Here is a 25,703-nt window from a genome sequence, read left to right as displayed (position 1 = left end):
GGCTCCTGTTCAGATCCGGGAAAAGGCCGGCGCGTACGCGAACGCGCCTCGGTGCGTGGGCCGGTAAGCCGCGAGCGGGCGGGCCTGGAAGTGCCGTTCCCACCCCGGATCCGGGGGCGTGACGCCGAGCGCCGACGTGAGCACGAACCCGAAACGCGCGTAGTAGGCCGGGTCGCCGAGGAGCACGACGAGGCCGTAACCCAGGGCGTCCGCCGCGCCGAGAACGGTGTGCACCAGCGCCGAACCGACACCGCCGCGGTGGTGCGCGGGCAGCACACCGAGCGGGCCGAGGCCGACCGCGACGCCCGGGTCGTCGCCGAGCCGCGCCGTGCTGCAGCAGACGTGCCCGACGACCTCACCGTCGCGCACCGCGACGAACGACAGCGCGCCGATCAGGTCCCCCTCGGCCCGGAGCTCGTCGACGAGCGGCGCTTCGACGGGCGTCACGCCCGCCTCGCGGCGGAAGGCTTCGGCGTGCACGGTGTGGACGGCGGCCCGGTCGTCGGGCGACTCGCGGCGGATGAGCATGGGCGTCAGCATGCCCGCGCGCGCCGTCGTCCGAAACCGGATAACGCGCGAAGGCCCCCGCACCTCGGGGTGCGGGGGCCTTCACACGTCTGTCAAGCGATCAGTCGAACGCCTTGGAGATCAGCGCCTTCTGCTCCACCTCGTGGACCTTCGACGAGCCCGCCGACGGCGCCGCCATCGGGCGCCGCGAGACGACCTGCAGGCCCGAGAGCACCTCCGGGAACTTCCGGGGCAGGTTCAGGCCGAAGAACGGCCACGCACCCTGGTTCTCCGGCTCCTCCTGGACCCACGCGACCTGCGTCGCGTTGGTGTAGCGCTCGAGCGCCGCCAGCAGCTTCTTCTTCGGCAGCGGGTAGTACTGCTCGATCCGCACGATCGCGACGTCGTCCGCCTCGCGCTTCGTCCGCTCGGCCACCAGCTCCCAGTACAGCTTCCCGGAGGTCAGCAGCACCTTGCGGATCTTCGCCGGGTCCGGCGTCACGTCGTCGATGACGGACATGAACCGGGACTGGCCGGTGAAGTCGCTGGTTGCCGACGTCGCGGCCTTGTTGCGCAGCATCGACTTCGGCGTGAAGACGACCAGCGGGCGCTGGATGCCGTCGAGGGCGTGGCGGCGCAGCAGGTGGAAGTAGTTCGCCGGGGTGGAGGGCACCGCGACGGTCATCGAGCCTTCGGCGCACAGCGCCAGGAAGCGCTCGATGCGCCCGGAGGTGTGGTCCGGGCCCTGGCCCTCGTGGCCGTGCGGCAGCAGCAGCACGACGTCGGAGCGCTGGCCCCACTTCGCCTCGCCCGAGGAGATGTACTCGTCGATGACGGTCTGCGCGCCGTTGACGAAGTCACCGAACTGCGCTTCCCACATCACGAGCGCCTCGGAGTTCGCCACCGAGTAGCCGTACTCGAAGCCGACGGCCGCGTACTCCGACAGCGCCGAGTCGTAGATCATCACGCGACCCTGGCCGTCGGCCAGGTTCTGCAGCGGCGAGTACTCCTGGCCGGTCTTGCGGTCGATGAACACCGAGTGCCGCTGGGTGAACGTGCCGCGCCGCGAGTCCTGGCCGGACAGCCGGATGAGCCGGCCTTCCAGCGCGAGGGACCCGAAGGCCAGCAGCTCGCCGAACGCCCAGTCGATGTCGCCTTCGCGGGACATCTTGTGGCGGCGCTCCATGACCGGCTTGACGCGCGGGTGCGGCGTGAAGCCCTCGGGCACGTTCACGAACGCGTCGCCGATGTGCTCCAGCGTCTCGCTCGAGATCGACGTCGTCACCTTCGCCGGGACCTGCTGCTCCTCCTCGACCGAGGGGCTCGCCTTCGCCGGGTGCTTCTCCAGCTCGCGGACCTCGTTGAAGACGTGCTCCAGCTGGCTCGAGAAGTCGCGCAGCGCGGCCTCGGCCTCCTCGACGGAGATGTCGCCACGGCCGATCAGCGACTCGGTGTAGCCCTTACGGACCGAGCGCTTCGTGTCGATGATGTCGTACATCGCCGGCTGCGTCATCGAGGGGTCGTCACCCTCGTTGTGGCCGCGGCGGCGGTAGCAGATCAGGTCGATCACGACGTCCTTGTGGAACGCCTGCCGGTACTCGACGGCCAGCTTGGCCACCCAGTGCGCGGCCTCCGGGTCGTCACCGTTCACGTGGAAGATCGGCGAGCCGATCATCTTCGCGACGTCGGTGGCGTACTGGCTGGAGCGCGAGTGCTCCGGCGCGGTGGTGAAGCCGACCTGGTTGTTGACGATCACGTGCACGGTGCCGCCGGTGCGGTACCCGCGCAGCAGCGACAGGTTCAGCGTCTCGGCGACGACGCCCTGGCCCGCGAAGGCCGCGTCGCCGTGCATCAGGACCGGCAGCACGGTGTAACCCTCGCCGCCCTTGTCCAGGAGGTCCTGCTTCGCGCGGACGATGCCCTCGAGCACCGGGTCCACGGTCTCCAGGTGCGACGGGTTCGCCGTCAGCGACACCTTCGTCTCGCCGTCGCCGAACATCCGGAAGTACTTGCCCTCGGCACCGAGGTGGTACTTCACGTCACCGGAACCGTGCGCCTGGCCCGGGTCGAGGTTGCCCTCGAACTCCTGGAAGATCTGCGAGATCGGCTTGCCGACGATGTTGGCCAGCACGTTCAGCCGGCCGCGGTGCGGCATGCCGATGACGACCTCGTCGAGCTCGTGCTCGGCCGCCTTGTCGAGCAGCGTGTCGAGCAGCGGGATCGCCGTCTCGCCGCCTTCGAGGGAGAACCGCTTCTGGCCGACGTACTTGGTCTGCAGGAACGTCTCGAACGCCTCGGCGGCGTTCAGCTTCGAGAGCACGTACTTCTGGACCGCGGGGTCCGGCTTCTCGTGCGGGATCTCGACGCGCTCCTGGATCCAGCGGCGCTCCTCGGGGTCGAGGATGTGCGTGTACTCGATGCCGACCGTGCGGCAGTACGAGTTGCGCAGCACGCCGAGGATGTCGCGCAGCTTCATCCGCTCCTGGCCGGCGAAGCCGCCGACCGGGAACTCGCGGTCCAGGTCCCAGAGCGTCAGGCCGTGGGACAGGACGTCCAGGTCGGCGTGGCTGCGCTGGCGGTAGTTCAACGGGTCGGTGTCGGCCATCAGGTGACCGCGCATCCGGAACGCGTCGATCAGCTCGATCACGCGGGCGGTCTTGTCGACCGGGCCCTCGGGGATGTCGGCGACCCAGCGGATCGGCTCGTACGGCAGGCGCAGGCTGGTGAAGACGTCGTCGTAGAAGCCGTCTTCGCCGAGCAGCAGCTGGTGGATGCGCTTGAGGAACTCGCCGGACTCCGCACCCTGGATGATGCGGTGGTCGTACGTCGAGGTCAGCGTCATGATCTTGCTGATGCCGAGGTCGACCAGCGTCTTCTCGCTGGTGCCCTCGAACGCCGCCGGGTACTGCATGGCGCCGACGCCGATGATCGCGCCCTGGCCGGCCTGCAGGCGCGGCACCGAGTGGTTGGTGCCGATGCCGCCCGGGTTGGTCAGCGAGATGGTGGTGCCGGAGAAGTCGTCCGCGGTCAGCTTGTTGTTGCGGGCCTTCTTGACGATGTCCTCGTACGCCTGCCAGAACTGCAGGAACGACATGTCCCCGACGTTCTTGACCGAGGCCACGACGAGGTTGCGCGAACCGTCCTTGCCCTTCATGTCGATGGCGAGCCCGAAGTTGACGTGCTCCGGCGTGATCGCGAACGGCTTGCCGTCGATCTGCTGGTAGTGCCGGTTCAGGTTCGGGTAGTCCTTCAGTGCCCGCACCATGGCGTAGCCGATGAGGTGCGTGAAGGAGATCTTGCCGCCGCGGGTGCGCTTCAGGTGGTTGTTGATGACGATGCGGTTGTCCGCCATCAGCTTCGCCGGGACCGCGCGCACGCTGGTCGCGGTCGGGACGGACAGCGACGCGTCCATGTTCTTGGCGATCGCCGCCGCGGCGCCCCGGAGCTGCTTGGACTCCGGCTCGTCCTTGGCCTGCGGCTTCGCTTCGGTCTTGGCGTCCGTCTTCGGCGCGGCCTTCACTGCGGTCTTCTCAGCGGCCTGGGGAGCGGCCTTCGGTGCCGGCTTCGCGGGCGCGGCGGCCTTGGTGGCCGGCGACGACGTCTGCTTGGCGGCGGACTCGGCGTTCTGCACCGCCTTCGACGACGGCGCCGCGGCCTGGCCGTTGGTGGCGGGCTTGGCGTCGGCCTGCTTCTGCCGGGCGTTGTCCGCCTTGGCCTGAGCGTTCTGCGTCGGCTTGAAGTCCGCGAAGAAGTCGTGCCACGCGGCATCGACTGAACTGGGGTCTGCGAGGAACTGGTCGTACATCTCTTCGACCAGCCACTCGTTGGGGCCGAACTGTGACGCAGGGCTGCTGCTGGACACGGCTTGGGCTCGCCTCTATCCGTCTCGATCTCGATCTTGAATCCGTTGATGCGCCTACCAGGCTAACCCCCTCGGTGAGCGCGATGTGATGGAACCGGCCTGTGTGAGGCGTGGCGCACTAGGGCATCGGTCACTGACACGATCAAGATGTGCTAAGGGAACCTTAAGTCCTGGACCCGGTACAGGGTTTTCGCGGGGTTGTCCGATTCGTGGCCGGGCGCTCCGCGGCCGTTCACCCGGGTCGGTTCTCCTGGGGGGATGTGGCTGGTGGAATGTCCGTCGTTCTGGGACCAGGGCCTGGTCAGGCCGCTGGTGACCGAGTCCGGCGCGGTCGTGCTGCGGTGCGATTCGTGCGAGGCCGTCTGGCGCACGCTCGCCGATTTCGAGGAGCAGGAGCACGTCGAACCGGACGAGCCGGACTGGCTGGTCGGCGCCGGCGTGCACGTCCGCCCGGGGACGTTCCGGTGGGCGGCACAGCCGGACGTCGAGGCGGCGGGCCTGGGTTCGCTGCGGTGGCGGGCGCTGCCCTAACCGTCGGCGTCGATGGCCCGCGCGAGGTCCTCGGGGAGTGCGTACGGCGGCTCGTGCGGGACGAGTTTCACGGCCTTGTGCAGCTCGTAGTCCCGCAGGTGCCCGTGGATCCGCCGCATCACGGGCGTGACGTCGGTGATGGCCGTGATCCACTCGTCGACGTACCGGTCGACGGCTTCCCCGCTCAGCCCGACCTGGATCGCGCGGAAGTTCAGCGCCTGGTGGTTGAGGTCACGTTCGGGGTCCCACTGGATGCGCACCGGACTGGTCTTGACCAGCTGCTCCCAGGCGTCCTTGTCCTGGTCGGGGCGGGGATGGCTCAGCGCGGCGTGGGCGAGGGCCCACTCGAAGCCGTCCCGGGTGATGTCGATCGCCAGGACGACCTCCTGCCCGGGCTTGGTCCCGTAACCGCACCGGTAGGCCATCCACCGGAACGACGGCTTGATCCACGTCATCCGCTCCCGTTTGAAAGGCGCGACGAACGTCTGCTTCGCCAGCGCCGGCTCGGCGATCTCGGGTGAGTAGGCCTGGTAGACCCGGACGGTGGTCTCGGTCTGGACGGCACGGATCTGCCGGTCGGGCGCCCGCTGTTGTTCGAACATCCCGCCATGCTCCCGCGCCCCGGCGGCCCCGGCGAGCCCTTTCCCGCCGGGCGAACCCGCACCTCGCGAGATTCCCGACGTAAGTCGTGTGATCCGCCCCGCAACTCACGCGATCGAGACCGGACCTCACGTGATCGAGACCGGCCTCGCGTGATTGAAGGGGCATCACACGTGACTGGAGGGGCATCACGCGTGTCTGGACAGGCATCACGCGTGATTGGAGGGTCGACACGTGTGATTGCCGGGACGACACGGCGAGGCCGGCCTCGATCCGGCGTGTCGACCCTCCAATCACACGTGTCGACCTCCCCGTCACGCGTGTCGACCTCTGGATCACGTGTGTTGGCCCTTTGTGCACGTCAGCCTAGGGACCAGAGGCGGGCGTAGTGGCCGTCGGCGGCCAGGAGCTCGGTGTGGGTTCCGGTTTCGACGATCCGGCCGTGGTCGAGGACCACGATGCGGTCGGCGCGGGCCGCCGTGGCCAGGCGGTGGGCGACCACGAACGTCGTGCGGCGGCGGGCCAGGTGCTCCGTCGCGCGCAGGACCGCGGCCTCCGTCGACGGGTCGAGCGCCGCCGTCGCCTCGTCGAGCAGCAGGACGTCCGGGTCGACCAGCTCCGCCCGGGCCAGCGCCACCAGCTGGCGCTGCCCCGCCGAAAGCGACCGCCCGCGTTCGCCCACCGGCTGCATGAACCCGGCCGACAAGGCCGCGACACCGTCGAGCGCGCCCACCGCGCGGACCGCCTCCTCGACCTCGGCGTCGGTCGCCGCCGGGCGGCCGTACCGGACGTTGTCCGCCACCGTGCCCGAGAACAGGTGCGCCTCCTGCGGCACCACGCCCATCCGCTGGCGCAGCCCGGCCAGCTCGTACTCGCGGACGTCGGTGCCGTCGATCCGGACCGTGCCGCCCGTGGCGTCGTAGAAACGCGCGACCAGCTTCACCGCCGTCGACTTGCCCGCGCCGGTCGCGCCGACCAGCGCGATCGTCTCGCCGGCCGTGACGTCCAGCGTGAACTGCGCCAGCGCCTTCGCTTCCGCGCCGGCGTAGGCGAAGTCGACCTCCTTGAAGCTCACCTCGCCGCGCAGCCGCTCCGGGATCGCGAGCGGGTGGTCCGCCGCCGGGACGGACGTCGGCGTGCGCAGCAGGTCGCCGATCCGGTTCAGGCCGACGCGGGCCTGCTGGTACCCGTCGAACACCGACGACAGCTGCTGGATCGGCGAGAAGAACTGCTGCAGGTACAGCAGGAACCCGAGCAGCACACCGGCGGACAGCGTGCCCGCCGACACGCGGTTCGCGCCCGCGACCAGCACCGTGGTCGTCGCCAGGTCGGACATCAGCGCGACCAGCGGGAAGTACGTCGCCACGTACCGCTGCGCCCGCAGCCGCGAGCGGCGGTAGTCGTCGCTGCGCGAAGCGAACGCCGCAGCGGAGCGGTCTTCGCGGGTGTACGCCTGGGCGACGCGCAGGCCGCTCATGTTCTCCTGCATGTCCGCGTTGACCAGGCTGACCCGCTCGCGGGCCTCGTTGTAGGCCTTCGACGCCGCCCGCCGGAAGATCACCGTGGCGACGGCCAGCACCGGCACCATCGCCAGCGCGTACAGCGCCAGCCCGGCGTCGGTGACCAGCAGCGCCACCGTGATCCCGGCCAGCGTCAGCGCGCTGACGACCGCGGTGGCCAGCCCGGTCTGCAGGAACGTCGAGAGCGCGTCGACGTCCGTCGTCATCCGGGTCATGATCTTCCCGGACAGCTCCCGCTCGTAGTAGTCGAGCCCGAGCCGCTGCAGGTGCGCGTAACTGCGGACGCGCAGCGCGTACAGCACGGTCTCGCCGACCCTCGACGTCAGCCGGGTCTGCGCGAACACCACCACCCAGTCGGCCGCGATCACCGCGGCGCCGATGCCGGCGGCGAGCCAGATCATCCACTCCACCCCGGTGCGGACGCCGTGGTCGACGCCGAACTGGTAGAGCGCGGGCAGCGCGATCGAGGCCAGCGCGTCCGCCGCGACCAGGCCGATCACCACGGCCAGCGGCCAGCGGACCGGCCGCAGCAACCCGGCCAGCCGGAACCGCGGGTCCGGTGCGGTGACGTCCACATCGGACAGTCGCGGTTCGTCGGTGGCGGGCGGCAGCTTCCGCACGCCCTCGATCAGCTCCGGCGTCGGCGGCACGTCGACGCCGCCGCCCCCGCCGACGAACCCGCTGCTGTTCGTGTTGGCGCTGCGCTGCTGCGCGGCCTCGGCCAGCGCGTCGACGTCGTCCTTGCCCTCGTCACGCGGCCAGAGCGCCGGGGTGACCCCGGCCGGGTTGCGGTCGAGGCCCTCGCAGCGGACCTTCTCCTCGACGTCGTCACCCGGGCCCGCGATCAGCTCGCGGAACAGCGGGCAGCGCGCGGTCAGCTCGGCCTCGGTGCCGACGTCGATCACCTTGCCGTCGTCGAGCACCGCGATCCGGTCGGCCAGCGCGAGCGTGGAGCGCCGGTGCGCGATCAGCAGGGTCGTGCGGCCGGCCGTGACCGAGCGCAAGGTGTCGTAGATCGCCGCTTCGGTGACGGTGTCGATGGCCGACGTCGCGTCGTCGAGGACCAGGATCCGCGGGTCGGTGATCAGCGCCCGGGCCAGCCCGAGCCGCTGCCGCTGCCCGCCCGAGAGCGTCAGCCCGCGCTCGCCGACGAGGGTGTCGTAACCGTCCGGCAGGTCGCGGATGAACTCGTCCGCCTCCGCGGCGCGCGCCGCCGCGAAGATCTCGTCGTCACTCGCGTCCGGCCTGCCGTAGGCGATGTTGTCGCGGATCGAGGTGGAGAAGAGGAACGCCTCCTCGAACACGACGCCGATCGCCTGGCGCAGCTGCCGCAGCGGCACGTCCCGGACGTCGAGGCCGCCGACGCGCACCGCGCCCGCGTGGACGTCGTAGAAGCGGGGCAGCAGCAGCGAGATCGTCGACTTCCCGGACCCGGCGGTGCCGACCAGCGCGAGTGTTTCGCCCGGCCGCGCCTCCACCGACAGCCCGTCCAGCACCGGTTCGCTGCGGGTGTAGCCGAACCGGACCTCGCTCAGCTGGACGCCGAGCGGCCCGCTCGGCAGCGGCCGCGCGTCGGGGGAGTCGACGACCTCCGGCTGCGCGTCGATCAGCTCGTAGACGCGCTCCGCACCGGCGCGGGTCAGCTGGGCCTGCACGACCAGGCCGGACAGCATCCGGGCCGGGCCGATCAGCGTCGCGAGGTAGGTCGCGAAGGCGAGGAAGGTGCCGAGCGTGATGGAGCCGTTCAGGGCGAGGACACCGCCGATGCCGAGCACCGCGACCTGGCCCGCCGCGGGCAGCGCCGCCGTGGTCGCCGTCGGCACCGCGGCCAGCTTCGCCGCGCGAAGGCGTTCGCCGAACAGCTTGCGCGCGGTGCGCTCCAGGCGGCCGACCTCACGTGACTCCTGGCCGAACCCCTTCACGACGCGCACGCCGGTGACGGTCTCCTCGACCTGCTGCGCGACGTCCGCCGCGCGCTGCTGCGCCGACCACGTGGCCGGGAACAGCCGCTTCCGGCTGCGGGTCACGACGATGCCGACCGCGGGCGTGACGACCAGCGCGATCAGCGTCAGCACCGGCGACATCCACAGCATCGCGACGAACGACAGCAGCGCGAAGATCACCGAGCCGAACGACAGCGGGATCTGCATCAGGATCCCGGTGACCAGCTGCAGGTCCGAGATCGCGCGCGAGACGACCTGGCCGGTGCGCAGCGCGTCCTGCTTGCCGCCGTCGAGCCGGGACACCGCGTTGAACACCCGCTGCCGCAGGTCGTGCTGGACGTCGAGGGCGAGCTTGCCGCCGAAGTACCGGCGCAGGAACGCCGTGGCGAACGCGACCAGCTGCAACGCCACCAGGAAGACGGCGATCCCGGGCAGCGCCCCGGTCTGCCCCGCGACCGCGTCGTCCACCGCCGCGCGCACCAGCAGCGGGCTGGCGGCCTGGACGCCGACGCTGAACACGGCGGCGACCAGCGACAACACGACGGTCGCGCGGTGCTCCCACGCGGCGGCGGACAGCCGCCGGACCCAGCCGACGGTCTCGGCAGGTGGGAGCTCTTGACGGGGACGAGGCGGAGCGATGGTCACGTAGCAACACTAAGCGCCGCCACCGACAGAATATTTCCCCGACGACGAGAGGGCCCCTTCCCGACGTCGGGAAGAGGCCCTCTCGGGATCGCTCGATCAGGTGATATCGCGCCTCTGGTTGCCCGCCCAGCCGAGGCCGAAGAACAGCATCGTCCAGGCGAAGAAGATCAGCGCCGACGCCCACCACGAGAGCACACCGGGCGCCGCCGCGGCGTACTGCAGCAGCAGCTGCGCGCCCGCGGTGACGTCGGCGGGCAAGTTGAGCGAGTTGAACCCGAACGCGTCCGCGGCGATGCCGCCGACGATGCCGTTCGCGGTGCCGTTCGGCAGGATCCCGCCGAGGAGGGTCGTCTGGCCCCAGAGCAGGATCACCAGGACGTTCTCCACGATCAGGAACCACACCAGGAACAGCACCACCGCGAGCGGCACGTTGCGCAGCACCGCGCCGAACCCGATGCCGAACAGCGTCACCAGCACCGAGGCCAGCACCGTCCCGCCGAGCGCGGCCAGCCACTGGCCCGCCGACGGCCAGCGGCCCGAGTCCACCGACGACATGACGGCGACCGCCGAGACGCCGAAGCTGATCAGGCCGTAGATCGCGCCCCACCCGACGTAGGTGAGCATCTTCGCGGTCAGCGCCGAGATCCGGTTCGGTGCGGTCAGGAACGTCGTCGTGATCGTCTTGCTGCGATACTCGCCGGCCAGCGCGAAGATGCCGAACAGGCCGGGGACGAGCTGCGCGATGTTGACGCCGTGCGCCAGCGCGAGCAGCCCCACCGGCACCTGGTTCGGGTCCAGGCCGATCAGCCGGGTGACCTGCCTGGCGTCACTGTCCGAGCTCAGGAAGTCCGCGAAGTCGTTGGTGATCTTGCCCCACGCGAACGTCAGCCAGAACGCCACGAGCACCAGCGGGATGATCAGCACCCACCACGTGTTCAGCGAGAGCGTCTTGCGGAACTCCGCTTTGACCAGGTTCCCCATCACTGCTGCGGACCTCCCCAGCCCTGCGGCGGACCTTGTTGGTACTGCTGCTGTTGCGGCCCGGACGGCGGGCCCTGCGGGTACTGCTGCTGCGGCGGGTACCCGGGCGGCGGCGGGCCCTGCGGGTACGGCGGTTGCGGGGGATACCCCGGCGGCGGGCCCTGCGGCGGCATGCCCGGCGCACCGGCGAACTGCCCCTGCGTCAGCTGGAAGAACATCCGCTCCAGGTCGGCGTGCTCCTCCTGCATCCCGTACACCGCGATCCCGGCCTTCGCGGCCAGGTCACCGATCTGCTGCACCGACGAGCCCGCGACGGCGACCCGGCCGTCCGGCGTCGGCGACACCTGCTGGATGCCGTTCTCCTGCAACGCCTTCACCAGCGCCGCGGAGTCCGCGGGCTGCACGAGCACCCGGGACTGCTGGCCCTTGCGCAGCTGGTCGAGCGACCCGTTGTAGCGCGTGACGCCCTGGCTGATGATGACCACCTGGTCGATCAGCTGCTCGACCTCGTTGAGCAGGTGGCTCGACACCAGCACCGTGCGGTGCTGCTCGCGGGCGTAGGCCCGCAGGAAGTTGCGCAGCCAGAGGATGCCCTCCGGGTCCAGGCCGTTCGTCGGCTCGTCGAGCACCAGCACCTGCGGGTCGCCCAGCAGCGCCGTCGCCAGCGCCAGCCGCTGCCGCATGCCGAGGGAGAACCCGCCCGCCTTCCGGTCGGCGGCACTGCCCAGCCCGACCAGGCCCAGCACCTCGTCCGCGCGCGCGTCGGGCACCCCGATCGCCGCCGCGTAGACGCGCAGGTGGTTACGCGCCGTACGGCCCGGGTGGAAGCCCTCGTTCTCGAGCACCGAGCCCACCACGCGCGCCGGGTTGCCCAGCTGCGAGTGCGGCCTCCCGTTGATCGTCGCCGACCCCGCGGTCGGCGTCACCAGCCCGAGCAGCATGCGGAGCGTCGTCGTCTTCCCGGCGCCGTTCGGGCCGAGGAAGCCCGTCACGGAACCGGCTTCGACCGTGAAACTCAGGTTCTGCACGGCGTTCACCGTGCCGAACTGCTTGCTCAGGTTCTGCACCACAATCCGGCCACTGCCGTCGTGCATACCGTCCCCTTACGTTCCCGCTGATGGGGCGCATCCTGCCCTAAACGGACGCCCCGCGCGCACGGAACGGGTGAACCGGCCAAGAGCGACCTTCGTCACGTTCCGCAACCGGTTCCGGGCACGGGTGGTAGTCAGGACAAGTCTCTGACCAGAGGGTTTGCACGGGGGCTCGGGGCGAGTTGATAAAGAATTTGCCAGACTTGCCGACCCGGTGCAGCAAAGTCTTCCCAAGCCCTCTAAGCTAGGTATCGGCGGCCCGCTCCCAATGACCCCCAGGTTGGTTGAGCGGGCCGTCGCTATGTCTCCGCTTCCAGCGTGGTTCCTTGTGCCGGCAGACGGCAAAAAAGAGAGCGGGCCCCTGCCGTAGAACGACAGGAGCCCGCTCGGGTGGGGTGATGGTCAGGCGAGGACGGTGGCCAGCGGGGTGTGCGGCAGGTCGTGGGCCAGCGCGACCGGGGCGTTCGTCAGGGCGCCGGCGTGGGTGTTGAGGCCCTTCGCCAGTGCCGCGTCCGCCTGCAGCGCCGTCTTCCAGCCGTGCTCGGCCAGCTGGACCGCGTAGGGCAGCGTGACGTTCGTGAGGCCGTAGGTCGACGTGCGGGGCACCGCGCCCGGCATGTTCGCGACGCAGTAGAAGACCGACTCGTGCACGGTGTAGGTCGGGTCGTCGTGCGTGGTCGGCCGGGAGTCGGCGAAGCAGCCGCCCTGGTCGATCGCGATGTCGACGAGCACGCTGCCCGCCTTCATCCGCGAGACGAGTTCGTTCGAGACCAGCTTCGGCGCCTTCGCGCCCGGCACCAGCACCGCGCCGACGACCATGTCGGCCTGCAGCACGGACTCCTCGACCGACAGGCGGTTCGACGTCACCGTGCGGATGCGGCCGCCGAAGTCGTTGTCGATCTGGCGGAGGCGGTCGACGTTGGTGTCCAGGATCTCGACGTCCGAGCCCAGGCCGAGCGCGACGCGGGCGGCGTTCAGGCCGGCGACCCCGCCGCCGATGACGACGACGCGCGCCGGGTGCACGCCGGGGATGCCGCCGGGCAGCACGCCGCGGCCGCCGCTCGGCTTCATCAGGGAGAACGCGCCGACCTGCGGGGCCAGCCGGCCCGCGACCTCGGACATCGGGGCGAGCAGCGGCAGCGCGCCGTTGGCGGTCTGGACGGTCTCGTAGGCGATCGCGGTGGTGCCGGCGGCGAGCAGCGCGTCGGTCAGCGGCCGGTCGGCGGCGATGTGCAGGTAGGTGAACAGCACCTGGTCGGCGCGCAGGCGCGGGTACTCCTCGGCGATCGGCTCCTTGACCTTGAGCACGAGCTCGCCCTGGGCCCAGGTCTCGTCCGCGGTGGCGAGGATCTTCGCGCCGGCGGCGACGTACTCCTCGTCGGTGATCGAGGAACCGACACCGGCACCGGTCTCGACGAACACGTCGTGCCCGCGGCCGACCAGCTCGTGCACGCCCGCCGGGGTCAGCGCGACCCGGTACTCGTGCTTCTTGATCTCACGGGGAACGGCGATACGCACGGTCGGCCTCCTGGGTCGGTCTGCGTCCGAATTCGGTGCGGTGGTTCCCCTCACGGTGAACCACCCGGACGGCGGTGTCATCGTGCTGAGCGGACAGTTCTTCGACGCTTTCATGGTGCTGATACGACAGGGCATTGACCTCGACCGGACTCGAAGTTGCAGCCTGTGCCGCATGCGCGTGGTGTGGATGAAGGAGTTCGGCGGCCCGGAAGTGCTCGTCCCCGGGGAGGCCCCGGACCCGGTTGCGGGGGACGGCCAGGTCGTGGTCGAGGTGGCGTTCGTGAACACCACGTTCGTCGAGACGCAGCTGCGGGCGGGCGGCCCGGGCCCGTTCCGTCCCGAGCTGCCGGTCGTGCCCGGCAACGGCGTCGGCGGCGTGATCAGCACGGTCGGCGCGGGGGTGGACCCGGACCTCTCCGGGCAGCGGGTGGTGACCTCGACCGGGGGCTCCGGCGGGTACGCCGAGCGCGTCGCGGTGGCCGCGTCGGCGGTGTTCCCGGTGCCGGACGGGCTGGCGCTCGACGCGGCGGTGGCGCTGCTCGCCGACGGCCGCACCGCGACCGCGCTGGTCCATGCGACCAGTGTCCGGCCGGGCGATCGAGTACTGGTCGAAGCGGCGGCGGGCGGGGTCGGCGGTCTGCTGGTCCAGCTGGCGAAGGCGGCGGGCGCGGTGGTGGTGGGCGCCGCGGGCGGCCCGGCGAAGGTGGCCCAGGTGCTGGGCGCCGACGTCGTCGTGGACTACCTGGCGCCGGACTGGACGTCTTCGGCAGGCGAAGTCGACGTGGTCTTCGATGGCGTGGGCGGCGAAATCGGCACGGCGGCGTTCGGCCTGCTGCGCCGTGGTGGCCGGATGGCGAGCTACGGCCTGGCGGGCGGTTCGTGGTCGGAAGTGTCCGAAGTGGACGCTTCCGCGCGAGGCGTCACGCTGGTCCGCTCGCTCGGCGGCGCCGAAGACCTGCGCACGTTCACGAAGTCGGCACTGGCGGAGGCGGCGGAAGGCCGTCTGGTCCCGGTGATCGGCCAGCGCTTCCCGCTGGAGAAGGCATCGGACGCCCACGCGGCGATGGAATCCCGCACCACGGTGGGAAAGACGCTGCTGGTCCCGTGAAAGCCGTGAAGGCCACCTTGAGGGACTCTATGTCCCTCAAGGTGGCCTTCACGGACATCTGGAGCGTCAGGCGCGGTAGGCCGACCAGGAGCTGGTCATCCGGGTGCCCTGGCCCGCGGTGAACTCGTACATGCAGCCGTCGTAGCTGTAGTCCATGAAGTTGTGGATGGGGTCGTTGCCCGCGGCCGAGCAGGTGTTCTTGCTCGCCGGGCAGCCGGACGTCGCCGTCGCCTCGGCCGGGGTGTCCGAGACGTAGTCGCCCGAACCGGAGCAGCCGCCCTGGAACGTGTGGTACAGCCCCATCCAGTGGCCGACCTCGTGGGTCGCCGTGTCGCCCTCGTTGTAGTTGGTCGCCGAGCGGCCGGGGAGGGACTCGTCGAGGATGACGACGCCGTCCAGCTTCGGCGACGACGTGTAGTTCCACGGGAACGTCGCCCAGCCGAGCAGGTCGTCACCGAGGTTGGCGGTGTAGATGTTCAGCGCGTTCTTGCCGCCCTTGCGCAGCGCGTTCTTCATGTTGCGCTCGGCGGACGTGCCGTCGGTGATGCCGTTGTACCAGGTGGAGTTGTTCGTGTAGTCCGTGCTCACCAGGCTGAACGTGAAGCCCTTGCTCGAGTACGCGCCGTTGAGCACCGAGATCTGCTTGGTGATCGTGGCGGCCGGCAGGTTGCCGGTCGAGCCGCTCGTGATCACGTGGAAGTACACCGGGATCGACACCGCCGCGGGCGCGAGCGCGGCGCGTTTGCCGGCCAGCTTGCTCTGCATGTCGGCCTCGACGCGGGCGGCTTCGGCCGGCGACAGGCTGTCGGCGTGGCCGTCCTTGCTGCGGTCCGCGGACTGCGTCGGCGTGAAGCAGTCGCCGCTCGGCGCCGCGACGGCACTGCCCGCGGTGGCGCCCGGGACGGCCAGGGAAACCAGCGAGAGCGCGGACACCGCGCCCAGCTTCAGGGCCCTGCGAAAACTCATGGACGACTCCTCTGCGACGACCCGGCCACCCCGGGTGGTGCAGCGAAAATGCGCCGCGAAACCGCCGGAATCCACCTTCTTTCGGCGGGAAAGGACAATCCGTACCTTCGGCGCGATCCATGCGGACCAGTGCATAAGCCAGAACGGCTCAGCTCCAGCGCAGCGCCACGAGCTGGGTGATCAGCGCGAGCCGGACGTCGGGGTCGTCGAGGTCCAGCGGGACGAGTTCCAGCAGCTTCCGCATCCGGTAGCGCAGGGTGTTGGGGTGGATCCGCAGCTCCCGCGCCGCCGCCCGCGGGTCGCCGGGGTGCCGCAGCCACTCGTACAGCGTGTCGGCGTAGTCGGCCTTGCTCGTCTCGTCGTGGGCGCGCAACGCGCCGAGCGGGCCGAGCTCCGCGACCTTCGCCGCGGCCGCCGCCGTCGCCCCGCGGTGCAGGGCCAGCGACGTCCAGGCCGCGTCGAAGGTGATCACGCGCTCGTCGAGGATCTCCGCGCGCAGCAGGCCGAGGGCTTCGTCGGCCTGCCCGCGCGACAGCGAGAGGTCGCCGATCTCGCCGGGGGCGCCCGCGGCGGCCCGCAGGGCGCCACCGCGCTTGGACGCCGGCTGCGTCACCAGGGCCTCGCGCAGTTCGGCCCAGCCGCGATCCGGGACGACGGCGTACAGCAGCCCGCCCAGCTCGGTCGCCACCGGACGGCGGCCGATGCCCTGGGAGAGCCGTTCCAGCAACGCGAGCCGCAGGCCCTCGGCGTCCCGGCCGTCGCCGCCGGTGACCTCGATGACGACCACGCGGTGCGGCTCGTCGGACAGGTCCAGCTCGGCCATCGCCTTGCGCGGGTTCGCCCGGCCTTCGAGGACGCCGCGCAGCAGTTCGGCGGACGCGCGGCGCTGCGCGTCCGTGTACGCCCGGCGCCGCAGCAGGTGCAGCGCGACGACCGGGGCGGCGTCGGCGAAGGCGGCCGCGCGCTCGTCGGATACCGGCCCGGCGACCACCGCCCACATCGAGCCGAGCAGCTCGCCGCCCATCCGGATCGGCACGATCAGCCGCGGCAGCGTGCCGTCGCGCTGGGCGGGCACGAAGATCGTCTGCCGCCCGCGCGACAGCTCGCGGAAGACGCCGCGCGAGCGGAACCGCGCGAGGACGTCGTCCGGGATGCGCCGGCCCATGATCGTGGCGACGCGCGCGGGGTCGGTGAGGTCCTGGCGGGCGGAGTAGGCGAGCACGCGCGAGTTCGTGTCCTCGATCGTCACCGGAGCGTCCACAACGGACGCGACGGCGTCGGCCAGCCGGAAGAGATCGCCGGAGCCGGTGTCGTTGTCCAGGTTCTCGGACTCGTCGGCGAGCGCGTCGAGCACGGTCCGCAGCAGCCACACGAGCTGCGCCCACGACGTCGCGGCGTGCACCTGGATCAGCGCGATCCCGGCGGCCTTCGCGGCCCGTTTCACCTGTGTTCTCGCCGCGACGGGCGGCTTGAGCAGCACCGCGGCGGCGCCCTGCCCGGCGCTCTGTTTCACCAGCTCGGCGGCGTCTTCGGGCCCGGTCGTGGCGACGCCGAGCACGAGGTCCCCGGCGGAGAGGGTGACGGCCCCGCCGGGCTCGGCGATGACGACGTCGGCGACGGCGGGCGAGTCGTCGGGCACCTGGAGCGCGTGGAGCAGCGTCGGCCCCACCCGGTCGACCACGCTGCGCACCGACACCACGGGCTCATTCTCGCCGAAAACGGATCGCCCGGCTCGCTAGGGTCGGCGGGGTGAGCGAACCCCGGCGGATCGTCGAATCCGGCTACGACAGCTCGGCGGAGCGCTACCTCGAGTGGAGCGCCCGGATCGCCGACGACCCGCGGTTGCGGCTGCTGGGGGAGCTGACCGACCGGCTCGACGACGGCGCCGCGGTGCTCGACCTCGGCTGCGGCGCGGGCGTGCCGTGCACGGCGATGCTCGCCGAACGCCACGACGTCCTCGGCATCGACCTGTCCGCGGCTCAGCTCGATCTCGCGCGGCGGAACGTCCCGGGCGCGCGGTTCCTCAAGGGTGACATGACGGAGGTGTCGTTCCCGGACGAGAGTTTCGACGCCGTCACGCCCCGGCGAAGAACCGGCGGCTCCTCGAAACCGCCGGTCTCACGCTGGTTGTGGACGAGTCGGTGACAATGCACGAGCCGGAAGGCCCGGCGACCTTCCACTGGGTGCTCGGACAGCGCTAACGCGACAGGACCGCGTCCAGCACCCGCTTCACTTCGGCCGCCGGGTCCTCGACCGGTTCCTTCGCACGCCACGCGACGATGCCGTCCGGTCGCACCAGGGACGCGCCCCCGGCCGACAAGCCGTACTTCGCCGCGAACTCCTCGCCTTCGATGACGTGGCAGTCGACGTCCGCGGCGGACGACCAGCGCGAGGCGTCCCCGGCGCACAGCAGCACCCACGAGTGACCCAGCAGGTCCACTGTGGACGCCATGCCGGGCGCGCGGAACCCAGGACGGCCGGTCGGCATGTGGACGTCCTCGACCCGCGAACCGTCGTCCGGCTCCTCGGTGAGCACCGCCGTCGAGCGGTAGCGGAAGCCGAGGACGGCGGAGAGCGGGTCCTCGGCCTTGGTCAGCCCGGAGACGTCCAGGTCGGGGTGCATGCGCTGCTTGAGGTTGTGCAGCGACATGTCGACAATCATTCGCGCGATCGGCTTGCGCTCGGCCTCGTAGGTGTCCAGCAGCGCTTCGCCCGCGTCGCCGCGAAGGACCGCGGCGAGCTTCCACGCGATGTCCGCGCCGTCGCCGACCGCCGTGTTGCCGCCCTGCCCGCCCGACGGCGGTGTCACCTTCGCCGCGTCGCCGGCCAGGAAGACGCGCCCGGACCGGAACCGCTCCGCGATCCGCGCGGCGATCTCCCACGAGCCGGTCCAGACGATCTTCGGGTCCAGCTCGGGCAGGTCGGTGGCGGTGCGGATCATCGCGACCAGCCGGTCGTGGCCGAAGTCGTCCGGGCTCTCGCCGCGTTCCGGGCGGTAGTCCGGGGCGAAGACGTACCGGCCGGCGACGTCGGTGTTCGACAGCCCGGCCGTGAACTCCGGGTTCTGCAGGTAGAAGAGATCGGTGACGCCCGCCTTGACGCGGTCGCCGAGGTCGGCGTCGAACACCACGCCGAGGCAGTGGCTGAGCCCGTCCAGGCCCTCGGTCGGGATGCCCAGCAGCTGCCGGATCCCGCTGCGCCCGCCGTCGGCCGCGACGACGTAGTCCGCGCGCACCACCGTCTCCTCGCCGGAGTCGCGGTGCCGCAGCGTCGCGGTGACGCCGTCGTTGTCCTGCACCAGTTCGGTCAGCTCGGTCCGGAACCGGACGCGCGCACCCGCCTTCTCCGCGGCGGCCAGCATGATCGGCTCGACGACCTCCTGGCCGGCCATGCCGTGCGGCAGGGTGGTCGTGGCCGAGACGTCGAACTCGCTGCCGTCCTCCATCAGCCGGTGGAAGACCTGCCCGGCCAGGCTGGTCGCCACCGTGATCCGCAGGCCCTGCGACGCTCTCGGGCTGGCGGTCAGCACGTCGTCGTCGATGCCCGCCCAGTGGAACAGCTCCATCGTCCGCCAGTTCTGCCCGGAGGCCCGCGAGTGGACCGACGTTCCCGCGTGCCGCTCGACGGTCAGCACGTCCACTCCGTCCCGCGCCAGGAACATCGACGCCGACAACCCGCTCAGCCCGGCCCCCACGACCAGCACCTGTGTCCGTTCCACCATGACTCCCTCGGTTCGAAGTACCCCTGTGGAAAGTATCTTAGCTACTGAGAGATTAAGTTTGCAAGACAATTCTTGACGGCGACCCCGGGTACCGTGTCTCCCAGGACGTGGGAACGGTTGGGTACTCCGTTCGGCCCAAGTAGCTTCGGACGAGCAGCCCTCCAGAACACCTTGAGCCGCAAGGAGAACCGATGAGCGCGGACGACACCTCGGCGTGGTCCTTCGAGACCAGGCAGATCCACGCGGGCGCCGCGCCGGATCCGGCGACGGGCGCCCGGGCGACGCCGATCTACCAGACGACGTCGTACGTCTTCCGCGACAGCCAGCACGGCGCCGACCTGTTCAGCCTCGCCGAGCCGGGCAACATCTACACGCGGATCATGAACCCGACCCAGGACGTCCTGGAGCAGCGGCTCGCGTCGCTCGAAGGCGGTGTCGCGGCGCTGGCGTTCGCCTCCGGCTCGGCCGCCACCACGGCGGCGATCCTCAACCTGGCCAACGCGGGCGACCACTTCGTCTCCAGCCCGTCGCTCTACGGCGGCACGTACAACCTCTTCCACTACACGCTGCCGAAGCTGGGGATCGAGGTCTCGTTCGTCGAGGACCAGGACGACCTCGAGCAGTGGCGCGCGGCCGTCCGCCCGAACACCAAGCTGTTCTTCGGCGAGACGCTGGCCAACCCGGGCAGCAACGTCCTCGACATCCGGGGCGTCGCCGACGTCGCGCACGAGGCCGGCGTCCCGCTGGTCGTCGACAACACCGTGCCGACGCCGTTCCTGCTGCGCCCGATCGAGCACGGCGCCGACGTCGTCGTCCACTCGGCGACGAAGTACCTCGGCGGCCACGGCACCACGGTGGCCGGCGTGCTCGTCGACGCGGGCACGTTCGACTTCGGCAAGGACCCCGCGAAGTTCCCGGGCTTCAACGAGCCGGACCCGAGCTACCACGGCCTCAAGTACTGGGAGGCGCTCGGCCCGGGCGCGTACGCGGCCAAAGCGCGCGTCCAGATCCTGCGCGACACCGGCGCGGCGATCTCGCCGCTGAACAGTTTCCTGATCCTGCAGGGCATCGAGACGCTGTCGCTGCGCCTCGAGCGGCACGTGTCGAACGCGCAGGCGCTCGCCGAATGGCTCGAGCAGCGCGACGAGGTCGAAAAGGTCTACTACGCCGGCCTGCCGTCCAGCCCGTTCTACTCCGCGGCGCAGAAGTACCTGCCGCGCGGCGCGGGCGCGGTGCTGTCGTTCGACCTGCGCGGCGGGGTCGAGGCGGGCCGCAAGTTCGTCGACGGCACGGAGCTGCACAGCCAGCTGGTGAACATCGGCGACGTCCGCAGCCTGATCGTGCACCCGGCGTCGACCACGCACAGCCAGCTTTCGCCGGAGGAGCAGCTCGCCAGCGGCGTGACGCCGGGCCTGGTCCGGCTCGCCGTCGGGTTGGAGGGCATCGAGGACCTCAAGGCCGACCTGGAGGCCGGATTCCGGGCGGCCAAGGCGGATCTGTGACGGCTGAGCCCGTCACCGGGGCCTGGCGGATCGGTGATCCGCCAGGCCGCCGTCGGTTCGTCACCGGCCCCGGGCTCACGCTCGAGGCCGGTGGTGTGCTGCCCGGCTACACCCTCGCGTACGAGACGTGGGGGACGCTGAACTCCGACGCGTCCAACGCGGTCCTCGTCGAGCACGCGCTGACCGGCGACAGCCACGCCGCCGGCCCGGCCGAGCCGGGACACCCCAGCGCGGGCTGGTGGGACGGGCTGATCGGGCCCGGGAAAGCCTTGGACACCACGGAGTTCTTCGTGGTGGTGCCGAACGTGCTCGGCGGCTGTCAGGGCTCGACCGGCCCGTCGTCGCCCGATCCGGACGGGACGCCGTGGGGCAGCCGCTTCCCGGTCGTGACCGTCCGGGACCAGGTCACGACCGAGGCCGTGCTGGCGGACGCGCTCGGGATCTCGCGCTGGGCGGCCGTCGTCGGCGGGTCGATGGGCGGGATGCGCGCGCTGGAGTGGGCGGTTTCGCTGCCTTCACGCGTGGCGTCGGTGCTGGTGCTGGCGTCGACGGCACGCGCGTCGGCCGAGCAGATCGCCTGGGCTTCCCCGCAGCTGCACGCGATCCGCAGCGATCCGGACTTCCACGGCGGGGACTACTACTCGGCGTCGTCCGGGCCGTATCGAGGCCTCGGCGTCGCGCGGCGGATCGCCCACGTGACCTACCGCAGCGAGCCGGAGCTGGCCGAGCGGTTCGGCCGGTCGTACCAGGTCGACGAGGATCCGTTGCGGGGCGGGCGGTTCGCCGTCGAGTCCTATTTGGACCACCACGCCGAGAAGCTGGCCGGCCGGTTCGACGCGAACAGCTACCTGGTGCTGACGGAGTCGATGAACACCCACGACGTCGGCCGCGACCGCGGCGGTGTCGCGGCGGCACTGGGCCGGGTGACGGCCCGCGCGGTGATCGGCGGCGTCGACAGCGACCGGCTCTACCCGCTGTACCAGTCGGCGGAGATCGCCGCCGGGATCTCCGGGGGTCCGGAGCCCGCGGTGGTGTCGTCGCCGTACGGCCACGACTCGTTCCTCATCGAGACCGGCCAGATCGCGGCCCTCGTGAAGGCGCTGCTGGGCTAGCGACCCGTTCTCCCAGCCGTACCAGGCGTTCCGCCACCCGGCGGGACGCGCCCGCCGCGACGTCGCCGAGGCGTTCCGCAGCCCTGTCGGACAGCTTCGCCACTCGCCAGGCGACGTCGTCGGCGCGCTCACCGGCCTCGTCGCCGACGGTGCTGATCCGGTCGGCCAGCCGGCCGGTGCCGTGCGCGAGCAGGTCCCTGATGGCCATGACTTCCCCTCGTTTCAGAGCATTCCGGCGCGGCGCCAGAGCGTCACGCTCGGCCCGCCGATCAGGTCGTTCTCCCGCAGGAACCGCACGAGCTTGCGGGCGCCGAAGGAGAGCGTCTCCCGCCGGTGCGCGCTCGAGCGCGCGGCCGCGACCGCCGCCGCCGGGTCGATCCCGGCGCGCTGGTACTGCCGCGGCCGGGAGAGCAGCCGCGACATCAGCAGCGCGCCCACCGCGACGACGATGCGCGTGAACTCCTTGCGCCACCACGGCGCGTGCGCCAGTTCGCGGACCAGGTCGTCCCGCGCGTACCGGACGTGCCGGGCCTCTTCGGTGACGTGGATCCGCATCACCGCGCGCACGACCGGCTGCACCGACTCGTCGTCGAGGTGCTCGCGCTGCAGCGCGTCGAAGATCTCCTCGCCGATCAGCGTCGCCACCCACATCGCGGGCCCGTGCAGGATCGACGGCAGCGCCCGCGCCGAGAGCTGCAGCCAGCGGTTGTTGCGGTACGGCCGGCCGCCGACGCGCTCGATCAGCGTCGCGAACATCGTGGAGTGCCGGCATTCGTCGGCGACCTCGGTCAGCGCGTAGTGCACGTGGCGGGTCGTCGGGTCCTGCCGGTAGGACGCGCGCAGCAGCATCTGCATCAGGATGATCTCGAACCAGATGCCGACGCTGACGGTGTTGACCAGCTCCTGCTTCGACAGCTCGATCCGCTGCGCGCGCGTCAGCGTGTCCCACAACGGCGTGCCGTACAGCGAAACCAGCCGTTCGGGGATGAAGAACTGGTCTTCGTTGAGCGGCGCGGCCCAGTGGACGTCGACGTCCGGGTCGTAGGAGAGCCGGGCGCTCGACTTGAGCAGCCGTTCCGCCGTGGCTTCACGATCGGCCATTCCACACCTCCCTGTGCTGTGCAACACTAGAACGCATGAAACATTTTCCGTCAAGTTGTAAAGGCATCTAGGGTCAACCCATGCGCAACCTCCTGCAGCACGCGCTCGAAGCCGAGCTTCCCGGTGACGAGACGTCCGAGCGGATCATGGGCGCGGCGCTGACCCAGGCCGAGGACTTCGGGCTGCGCCGGTTCACCGTGGACGACGTCGCGCGCCGCGTCGGGCTGTCGCGGGTGACGATCTACCGGTACTTCCCGAAGAAGGACCAGCTGCTCAACGCGCTGATCCTGCGGGAGATGAAGCGGTTCCTGACGAAGGTCGACGCCGTCGTCGAGGCCCAGGACTCCCCGGAGGAGAAGCTCATCGAGGGGTTGAGCTTCTCCCTGGGGTACCTGCGCGGCCACCGGCTGCTCACCCGCCTGCTGCGCACGGAACCCGAGCTGATCCTGCCGCACCTGACCGTCCAGGCCGGCGGCCTCTTCGCAGCCGCGCGGGCGCGGATCGCGGCGCACTTCCGCGCGGAGATCGCCGCGGGGCGCCTGAGCTTGCCGGACGGCGACATCGACGGCATGGCCGAGCTGCTGATCCGGATCGTGGTGTCGCTGGTGCTCACGCCGGAGACGGTGCTCCCGGTCGACGACGACGTCGAACGCCGTCGCGTCGCGGAGCTGTACCTGACCCCGATCGTGCGCTCCCTGCGGCCGGCTCCCTGACAGTCCCCAGCGCCCCAATGTGGCGTTGGTTGCATCCAGCGCACCGAACGCCACATTGGGGCGTTTGAGGGCCGGGTCAGTCCGAGACGGCCTCGGAGATCCAGGGCGCCACCGGCAGGTCGCGGTCCAGGCACTCCACTGACAGCCGGATCGTCCAGCGCAGGGCCTGCAGGACCAGGCTGTCGACCTCGTCCGGCGCCGCGTTGGCGAGCGCGATCTCGACCTGCTCCTGCGCCGCCGCCGTGTTGCCGTGCACCTCGGCGAGCAGCGTGCGCACCGCGGTGCGCACCGGCGGGTCGGCCTGGTCGATCGACACCTCTTCGCCGTCCTCGTCGAAGACCTGGACCTTGACCGGCGCGCTGCCGCCGTCCCCGAGCGTGGAGACCATCGCGCTGCATTCGCCGAACAGCAGCAGCATCAGCGCCTTGGTCTCGTCCGCACGGGCCTCCGGTTCGGCGGCCGTCGGAGCGACCTCGACGAGGGCCTCGGCGTCGTCGCCGACGCTCAGCGCGGTCAACGCGCGCTGGGCCTTCTCGACGAGCAGCTCGTTCCAGTCCGGGTCCACGTGCCCCATCAAACACCAGCGACGGCAATCGTGGGGATACCTTGATCCGGGTCGGTCATCCGGCCGCGCGCAGAGCACCCAACGCGAGCCGGGAGAGCAGTTCGGCGAGTTCTCCGTCACCGAGATGGCGGTTGTACGGCGTCGAGTTGATCAGGCCGAACACGGCGTGTGCCGCCGAACGCGCCTGCCGTTCGCCCAGCTCCGGCATGGCTTCGCAGATCGCTCGCACCCACACCTCGACGTACTGGCGCTGCAGCGCGCGCACCTGCTTGCGGTCGGCGTCGGTGAGGTTCGCGAGGTTGCGCTCCTGGACGGTGATCAGCGCCGGGTGGTTGAGCGCGAAGCCGACGTGGAACGCGACGAGCCCGGCCAGCGTGTCGTCCGGCGTGCCGGGCCGGCCCGCCCACGTCGTGCCGCCGTCGAGCAGGTACCGGCTGATCGAGTTCAGCATCTCGCCGAGGATCGCGTCCTTGCTCCGGAAGTGGCGGTAGAGCGCCGGGCCGGAGATGCCGACCGCGGCGCCGATGTCGTCGATGCCGACGCCGTGGAAGCCGTGGTGGGCGAACAGCTCGGCGGCCGCGGCCAGGATCTGTTCGCGTCTGTTCGCCTTCTCGCCGTTCACGAGTGGCGTCGGGTTCGCGGCCATCCGGTCATATTAGGGGCGACAGGTTAGCGAGCGCTAACAAGCAGGTCCGGGGTAACGGTTAGTGAACGTTAACCACTCGCCCGTCTTAAGTACTGAGCCAAGAGAGTTACTTGCTGGTAGTCGCTCTTCCTTGTGAGGCCTTCACCTGGTGTGCTTTTCAGGTCGGTTCTGTCACAAAGGAGTGGCCCATGGGGGTTTCAATCCGCCTGTCCCGGCGATTCTTCCTGCGATTGAGTACGGCTCTCGGGGCCGTCGTCCTGTCCACTCTCGGTGTCACGGGCCTCGCCCACGCTGCCGGGACCGTCTACGCAGCGGTCGGTGATTCCTACTCATCGGGAGTCGGCGCCGGCAGCTACGGCAGCTCCGGGAGCTGTTACCGCAGCTCCAAGGCCTACCCGCAGCTGTGGGCCAACGCGCACAGCGGCACGTCGCTGACCTTCCTGGCCTGTTCCGGTGCCCGGACGGGTGACGTCATCAACCAGGCCAACTCCATCCCCTCCAACGCGACCCTGGTCACGGTCACCGTGGGCGGCAACGACGCCGGCTTCAGCGACGTGATCCAGACCTGCACCCTCGGCAGCGATTCGGACTGCGTCAACCGCGTCAACACCGCGAAGACCTACGTCAACAACACGCTCCCGGCGTTGCTGACGAACACCTACAACGCGATCAAGGCCAAGGCGCCGGGCGCGCAGCTCGTCGTCCTGTCCTACCCGCGCTTCTACACCGTGCCCGGCTCCTGCTGGGTCGGGCTGAGCGACACCAAGCGCACGGCGATCAACTCCGGGGCCGACACCCTGGCGTCGGTCATCCAGTCCCGCGCGGCGTCGGTCGGCGCGACGTTCGTCGACGTCCGGTCGGCGTTCGTCGGGCACAACATCTGTTCCTCGTCCGACGACTACCTGCACAGCCTCACGTGGCCGGTCATCGAGTCCTACCACCCGACCGTGGCCGGCCAGTCCGGCGGCTACTACGCCCCGCTGCGGGCGGCCATCGGCTGAACCCGGTCCCCTCCGGTCCGTGAAGGCCATCCCGGTGCGTCCGGGGTGGCCTTCACGGCATTCCGGCGAC

Annotated in this window: 21 protein-coding genes; 7 read left to right on the top strand and 14 right to left on the bottom strand. The window is 70.7% G+C overall.

Going from position 1 to position 25,703, the window contains the following annotated elements:
* Positions 1-9: 9 nt before the first annotated feature.
* Entirely contained in the window at positions 10-528 is a 519-nt protein-coding gene (locus VA596_RS02550) for a GNAT family N-acetyltransferase (protein ID WP_323323174.1), read from the bottom strand.
* Positions 529-628: 100 nt separating this feature from the next.
* On the bottom strand, positions 629-4,369 hold the full coding sequence (locus VA596_RS02545) for a multifunctional oxoglutarate decarboxylase/oxoglutarate dehydrogenase thiamine pyrophosphate-binding subunit/dihydrolipoyllysine-residue succinyltransferase subunit (protein WP_323323172.1): 3,741 nt from the start codon (positions 4,367-4,369) through the stop codon (positions 629-631).
* A gap of 258 nt (positions 4,370-4,627) precedes the next feature.
* Between VA596_RS02545 and VA596_RS02540 the strand changes: the two genes are divergently transcribed.
* A complete protein-coding gene (locus VA596_RS02540) occupies positions 4,628-4,900 on the top strand; it encodes a hypothetical protein (RefSeq protein WP_323323170.1) in 273 nt (90 codons plus the stop codon).
* Here the strand turns inward: VA596_RS02540 and VA596_RS02535 are convergent.
* From VA596_RS02535 to ald, 5 genes are all read right to left on the bottom strand, one after another.
* On the bottom strand, positions 4,897-5,502 hold the full coding sequence (locus VA596_RS02535; protein ID WP_323323168.1) for a DUF4291 domain-containing protein: 606 nt from the start codon (positions 5,500-5,502) through the stop codon (positions 4,897-4,899). The two genes, VA596_RS02540 and VA596_RS02535, sit on opposite strands and share 4 nt — an antisense overlap.
* Positions 5,503-5,861: 359 nt before the next feature.
* The gene (locus tag VA596_RS02530) at positions 5,862-9,608 is read right to left on the bottom strand and encodes an ABC transporter ATP-binding protein (protein WP_323323166.1); all 3,747 of its coding nucleotides are present in this window, start codon (positions 9,606-9,608) and stop codon (positions 5,862-5,864) included.
* 96 nt (positions 9,609-9,704) lie between these two features.
* The gene (locus VA596_RS02525; protein WP_323323164.1) at positions 9,705-10,589 is read right to left on the bottom strand and encodes an ABC transporter permease; all 885 of its coding nucleotides are present in this window, start codon (positions 10,587-10,589) and stop codon (positions 9,705-9,707) included.
* Positions 10,589-11,683 carry an ABC transporter ATP-binding protein gene (locus VA596_RS02520; protein WP_323323162.1) on the bottom strand — a complete coding sequence of 365 codons (1,095 nt, stop codon included), beginning with the start codon at positions 11,681-11,683 and terminating at the stop codon, positions 10,589-10,591. The genes VA596_RS02525 and VA596_RS02520 overlap by 1 nt, the downstream gene beginning before the upstream one ends.
* Before the next feature lie 399 nt (positions 11,684-12,082).
* Positions 12,083-13,198, bottom strand: a complete 1,116-nt coding sequence (ald, locus tag VA596_RS02515) for an alanine dehydrogenase (protein ID WP_323323160.1) — start codon at positions 13,196-13,198, stop codon at positions 12,083-12,085.
* A gap of 172 nt (positions 13,199-13,370) precedes the next feature.
* On the opposite strand from ald, the gene VA596_RS02510 reads away from it, so the two are divergent.
* The gene (locus tag VA596_RS02510) at positions 13,371-14,306 is read left to right on the top strand and encodes a zinc-binding dehydrogenase (RefSeq protein ID WP_323323158.1); all 936 of its coding nucleotides are present in this window, start codon (positions 13,371-13,373) and stop codon (positions 14,304-14,306) included.
* A 66-nt stretch (positions 14,307-14,372) separates the two neighbouring features.
* Here VA596_RS02510 and VA596_RS02505 read toward each other — a convergent pair whose 3' ends face one another.
* Entirely contained in the window at positions 14,373-15,272 is a 900-nt protein-coding gene (locus VA596_RS02505) for a zinc metalloprotease (RefSeq protein ID WP_323323156.1), read from the bottom strand.
* A 148-nt stretch (positions 15,273-15,420) separates the two neighbouring features.
* On the bottom strand, positions 15,421-16,971 hold the full coding sequence (locus tag VA596_RS02500) for a PucR family transcriptional regulator (RefSeq protein ID WP_323323154.1): 1,551 nt from the start codon (positions 16,969-16,971) through the stop codon (positions 15,421-15,423).
* Between the two features lie 50 nt (positions 16,972-17,021).
* Here VA596_RS02500 and VA596_RS02495 point away from each other — a divergent pair, with 50 nt between their 5' ends.
* Entirely contained in the window at positions 17,022-17,417 is a 396-nt protein-coding gene (locus VA596_RS02495; RefSeq protein WP_323323152.1) for a class I SAM-dependent methyltransferase, read from the top strand.
* Positions 17,418-17,469: 52 nt separating this feature from the next.
* Here VA596_RS02495 and rdmE read toward each other — a convergent pair whose 3' ends face one another.
* Entirely contained in the window at positions 17,470-18,993 is a 1,524-nt protein-coding gene (gene rdmE, locus VA596_RS02490) for an aklavinone 12-hydroxylase RdmE (RefSeq protein ID WP_323323150.1), read from the bottom strand.
* Positions 18,994-19,184: 191 nt separating this feature from the next.
* Here rdmE and VA596_RS02485 point away from each other — a divergent pair, with 191 nt between their 5' ends.
* A complete protein-coding gene (locus tag VA596_RS02485; protein WP_323323148.1) occupies positions 19,185-20,495 on the top strand; it encodes a bifunctional o-acetylhomoserine/o-acetylserine sulfhydrylase in 1,311 nt (436 codons plus the stop codon).
* Positions 20,492-21,607, top strand: a complete 1,116-nt coding sequence (gene metX, locus VA596_RS02480; RefSeq protein WP_323323146.1) for a homoserine O-acetyltransferase MetX — start codon at positions 20,492-20,494, stop codon at positions 21,605-21,607. The genes VA596_RS02485 and metX overlap by 4 nt, the downstream gene beginning before the upstream one ends.
* Here metX and VA596_RS02475 read toward each other — a convergent pair.
* Entirely contained in the window at positions 21,558-21,815 is a 258-nt protein-coding gene (locus tag VA596_RS02475) for a hypothetical protein (RefSeq protein WP_323323144.1), read from the bottom strand. The two genes, metX and VA596_RS02475, sit on opposite strands and share 50 nt — an antisense overlap.
* A gap of 14 nt (positions 21,816-21,829) precedes the next feature.
* Positions 21,830-22,708: an AurF N-oxygenase family protein gene (locus VA596_RS02470; RefSeq protein WP_323323142.1), complete on the bottom strand. Its 879-nt coding sequence runs from the start codon at positions 22,706-22,708 to the stop codon at positions 21,830-21,832.
* Positions 22,709-22,788: 80 nt separating this feature from the next.
* On the opposite strand from VA596_RS02470, the gene VA596_RS02465 reads away from it, so the two are divergent.
* Positions 22,789-23,421 carry a TetR/AcrR family transcriptional regulator gene (locus VA596_RS02465; RefSeq protein ID WP_323323140.1) on the top strand — a complete coding sequence of 211 codons (633 nt, stop codon included), beginning with the start codon at positions 22,789-22,791 and terminating at the stop codon, positions 23,419-23,421.
* 76 nt (positions 23,422-23,497) lie between these two features.
* Here the strand turns inward: VA596_RS02465 and VA596_RS02460 are convergent, their stop codons facing one another.
* Both VA596_RS02460 and VA596_RS02455 read right to left on the bottom strand, forming a co-directional pair.
* Positions 23,498-23,995 (bottom strand): hypothetical protein, encoded by a 498-nt coding sequence (locus VA596_RS02460; protein WP_323323138.1) that lies wholly within the window; start codon positions 23,993-23,995, stop codon positions 23,498-23,500.
* A 46-nt stretch (positions 23,996-24,041) separates the two neighbouring features.
* The gene (locus VA596_RS02455; RefSeq protein WP_323323136.1) at positions 24,042-24,632 is read right to left on the bottom strand and encodes an SACE_7040 family transcriptional regulator; all 591 of its coding nucleotides are present in this window, start codon (positions 24,630-24,632) and stop codon (positions 24,042-24,044) included.
* A gap of 230 nt (positions 24,633-24,862) precedes the next feature.
* On the opposite strand from VA596_RS02455, the gene VA596_RS02450 reads away from it, so the two are divergent.
* Positions 24,863-25,633 (top strand): SGNH/GDSL hydrolase family protein, encoded by a 771-nt coding sequence (locus VA596_RS02450; RefSeq protein WP_323325609.1) that lies wholly within the window; start codon positions 24,863-24,865, stop codon positions 25,631-25,633.
* The last annotated feature ends 70 nt before the right edge of the window (positions 25,634-25,703 follow it).

The organism is Amycolatopsis heterodermiae (genome assembly GCF_034929455.1).
Taxonomy (GTDB): Bacteria; Actinomycetota; Actinomycetes; order Mycobacteriales; family Pseudonocardiaceae; genus Amycolatopsis; species Amycolatopsis heterodermiae.
The sequence above is the reverse complement of the archived record's forward strand: the minus strand, read 5'-3'. Positions and strand labels throughout refer to the sequence as shown.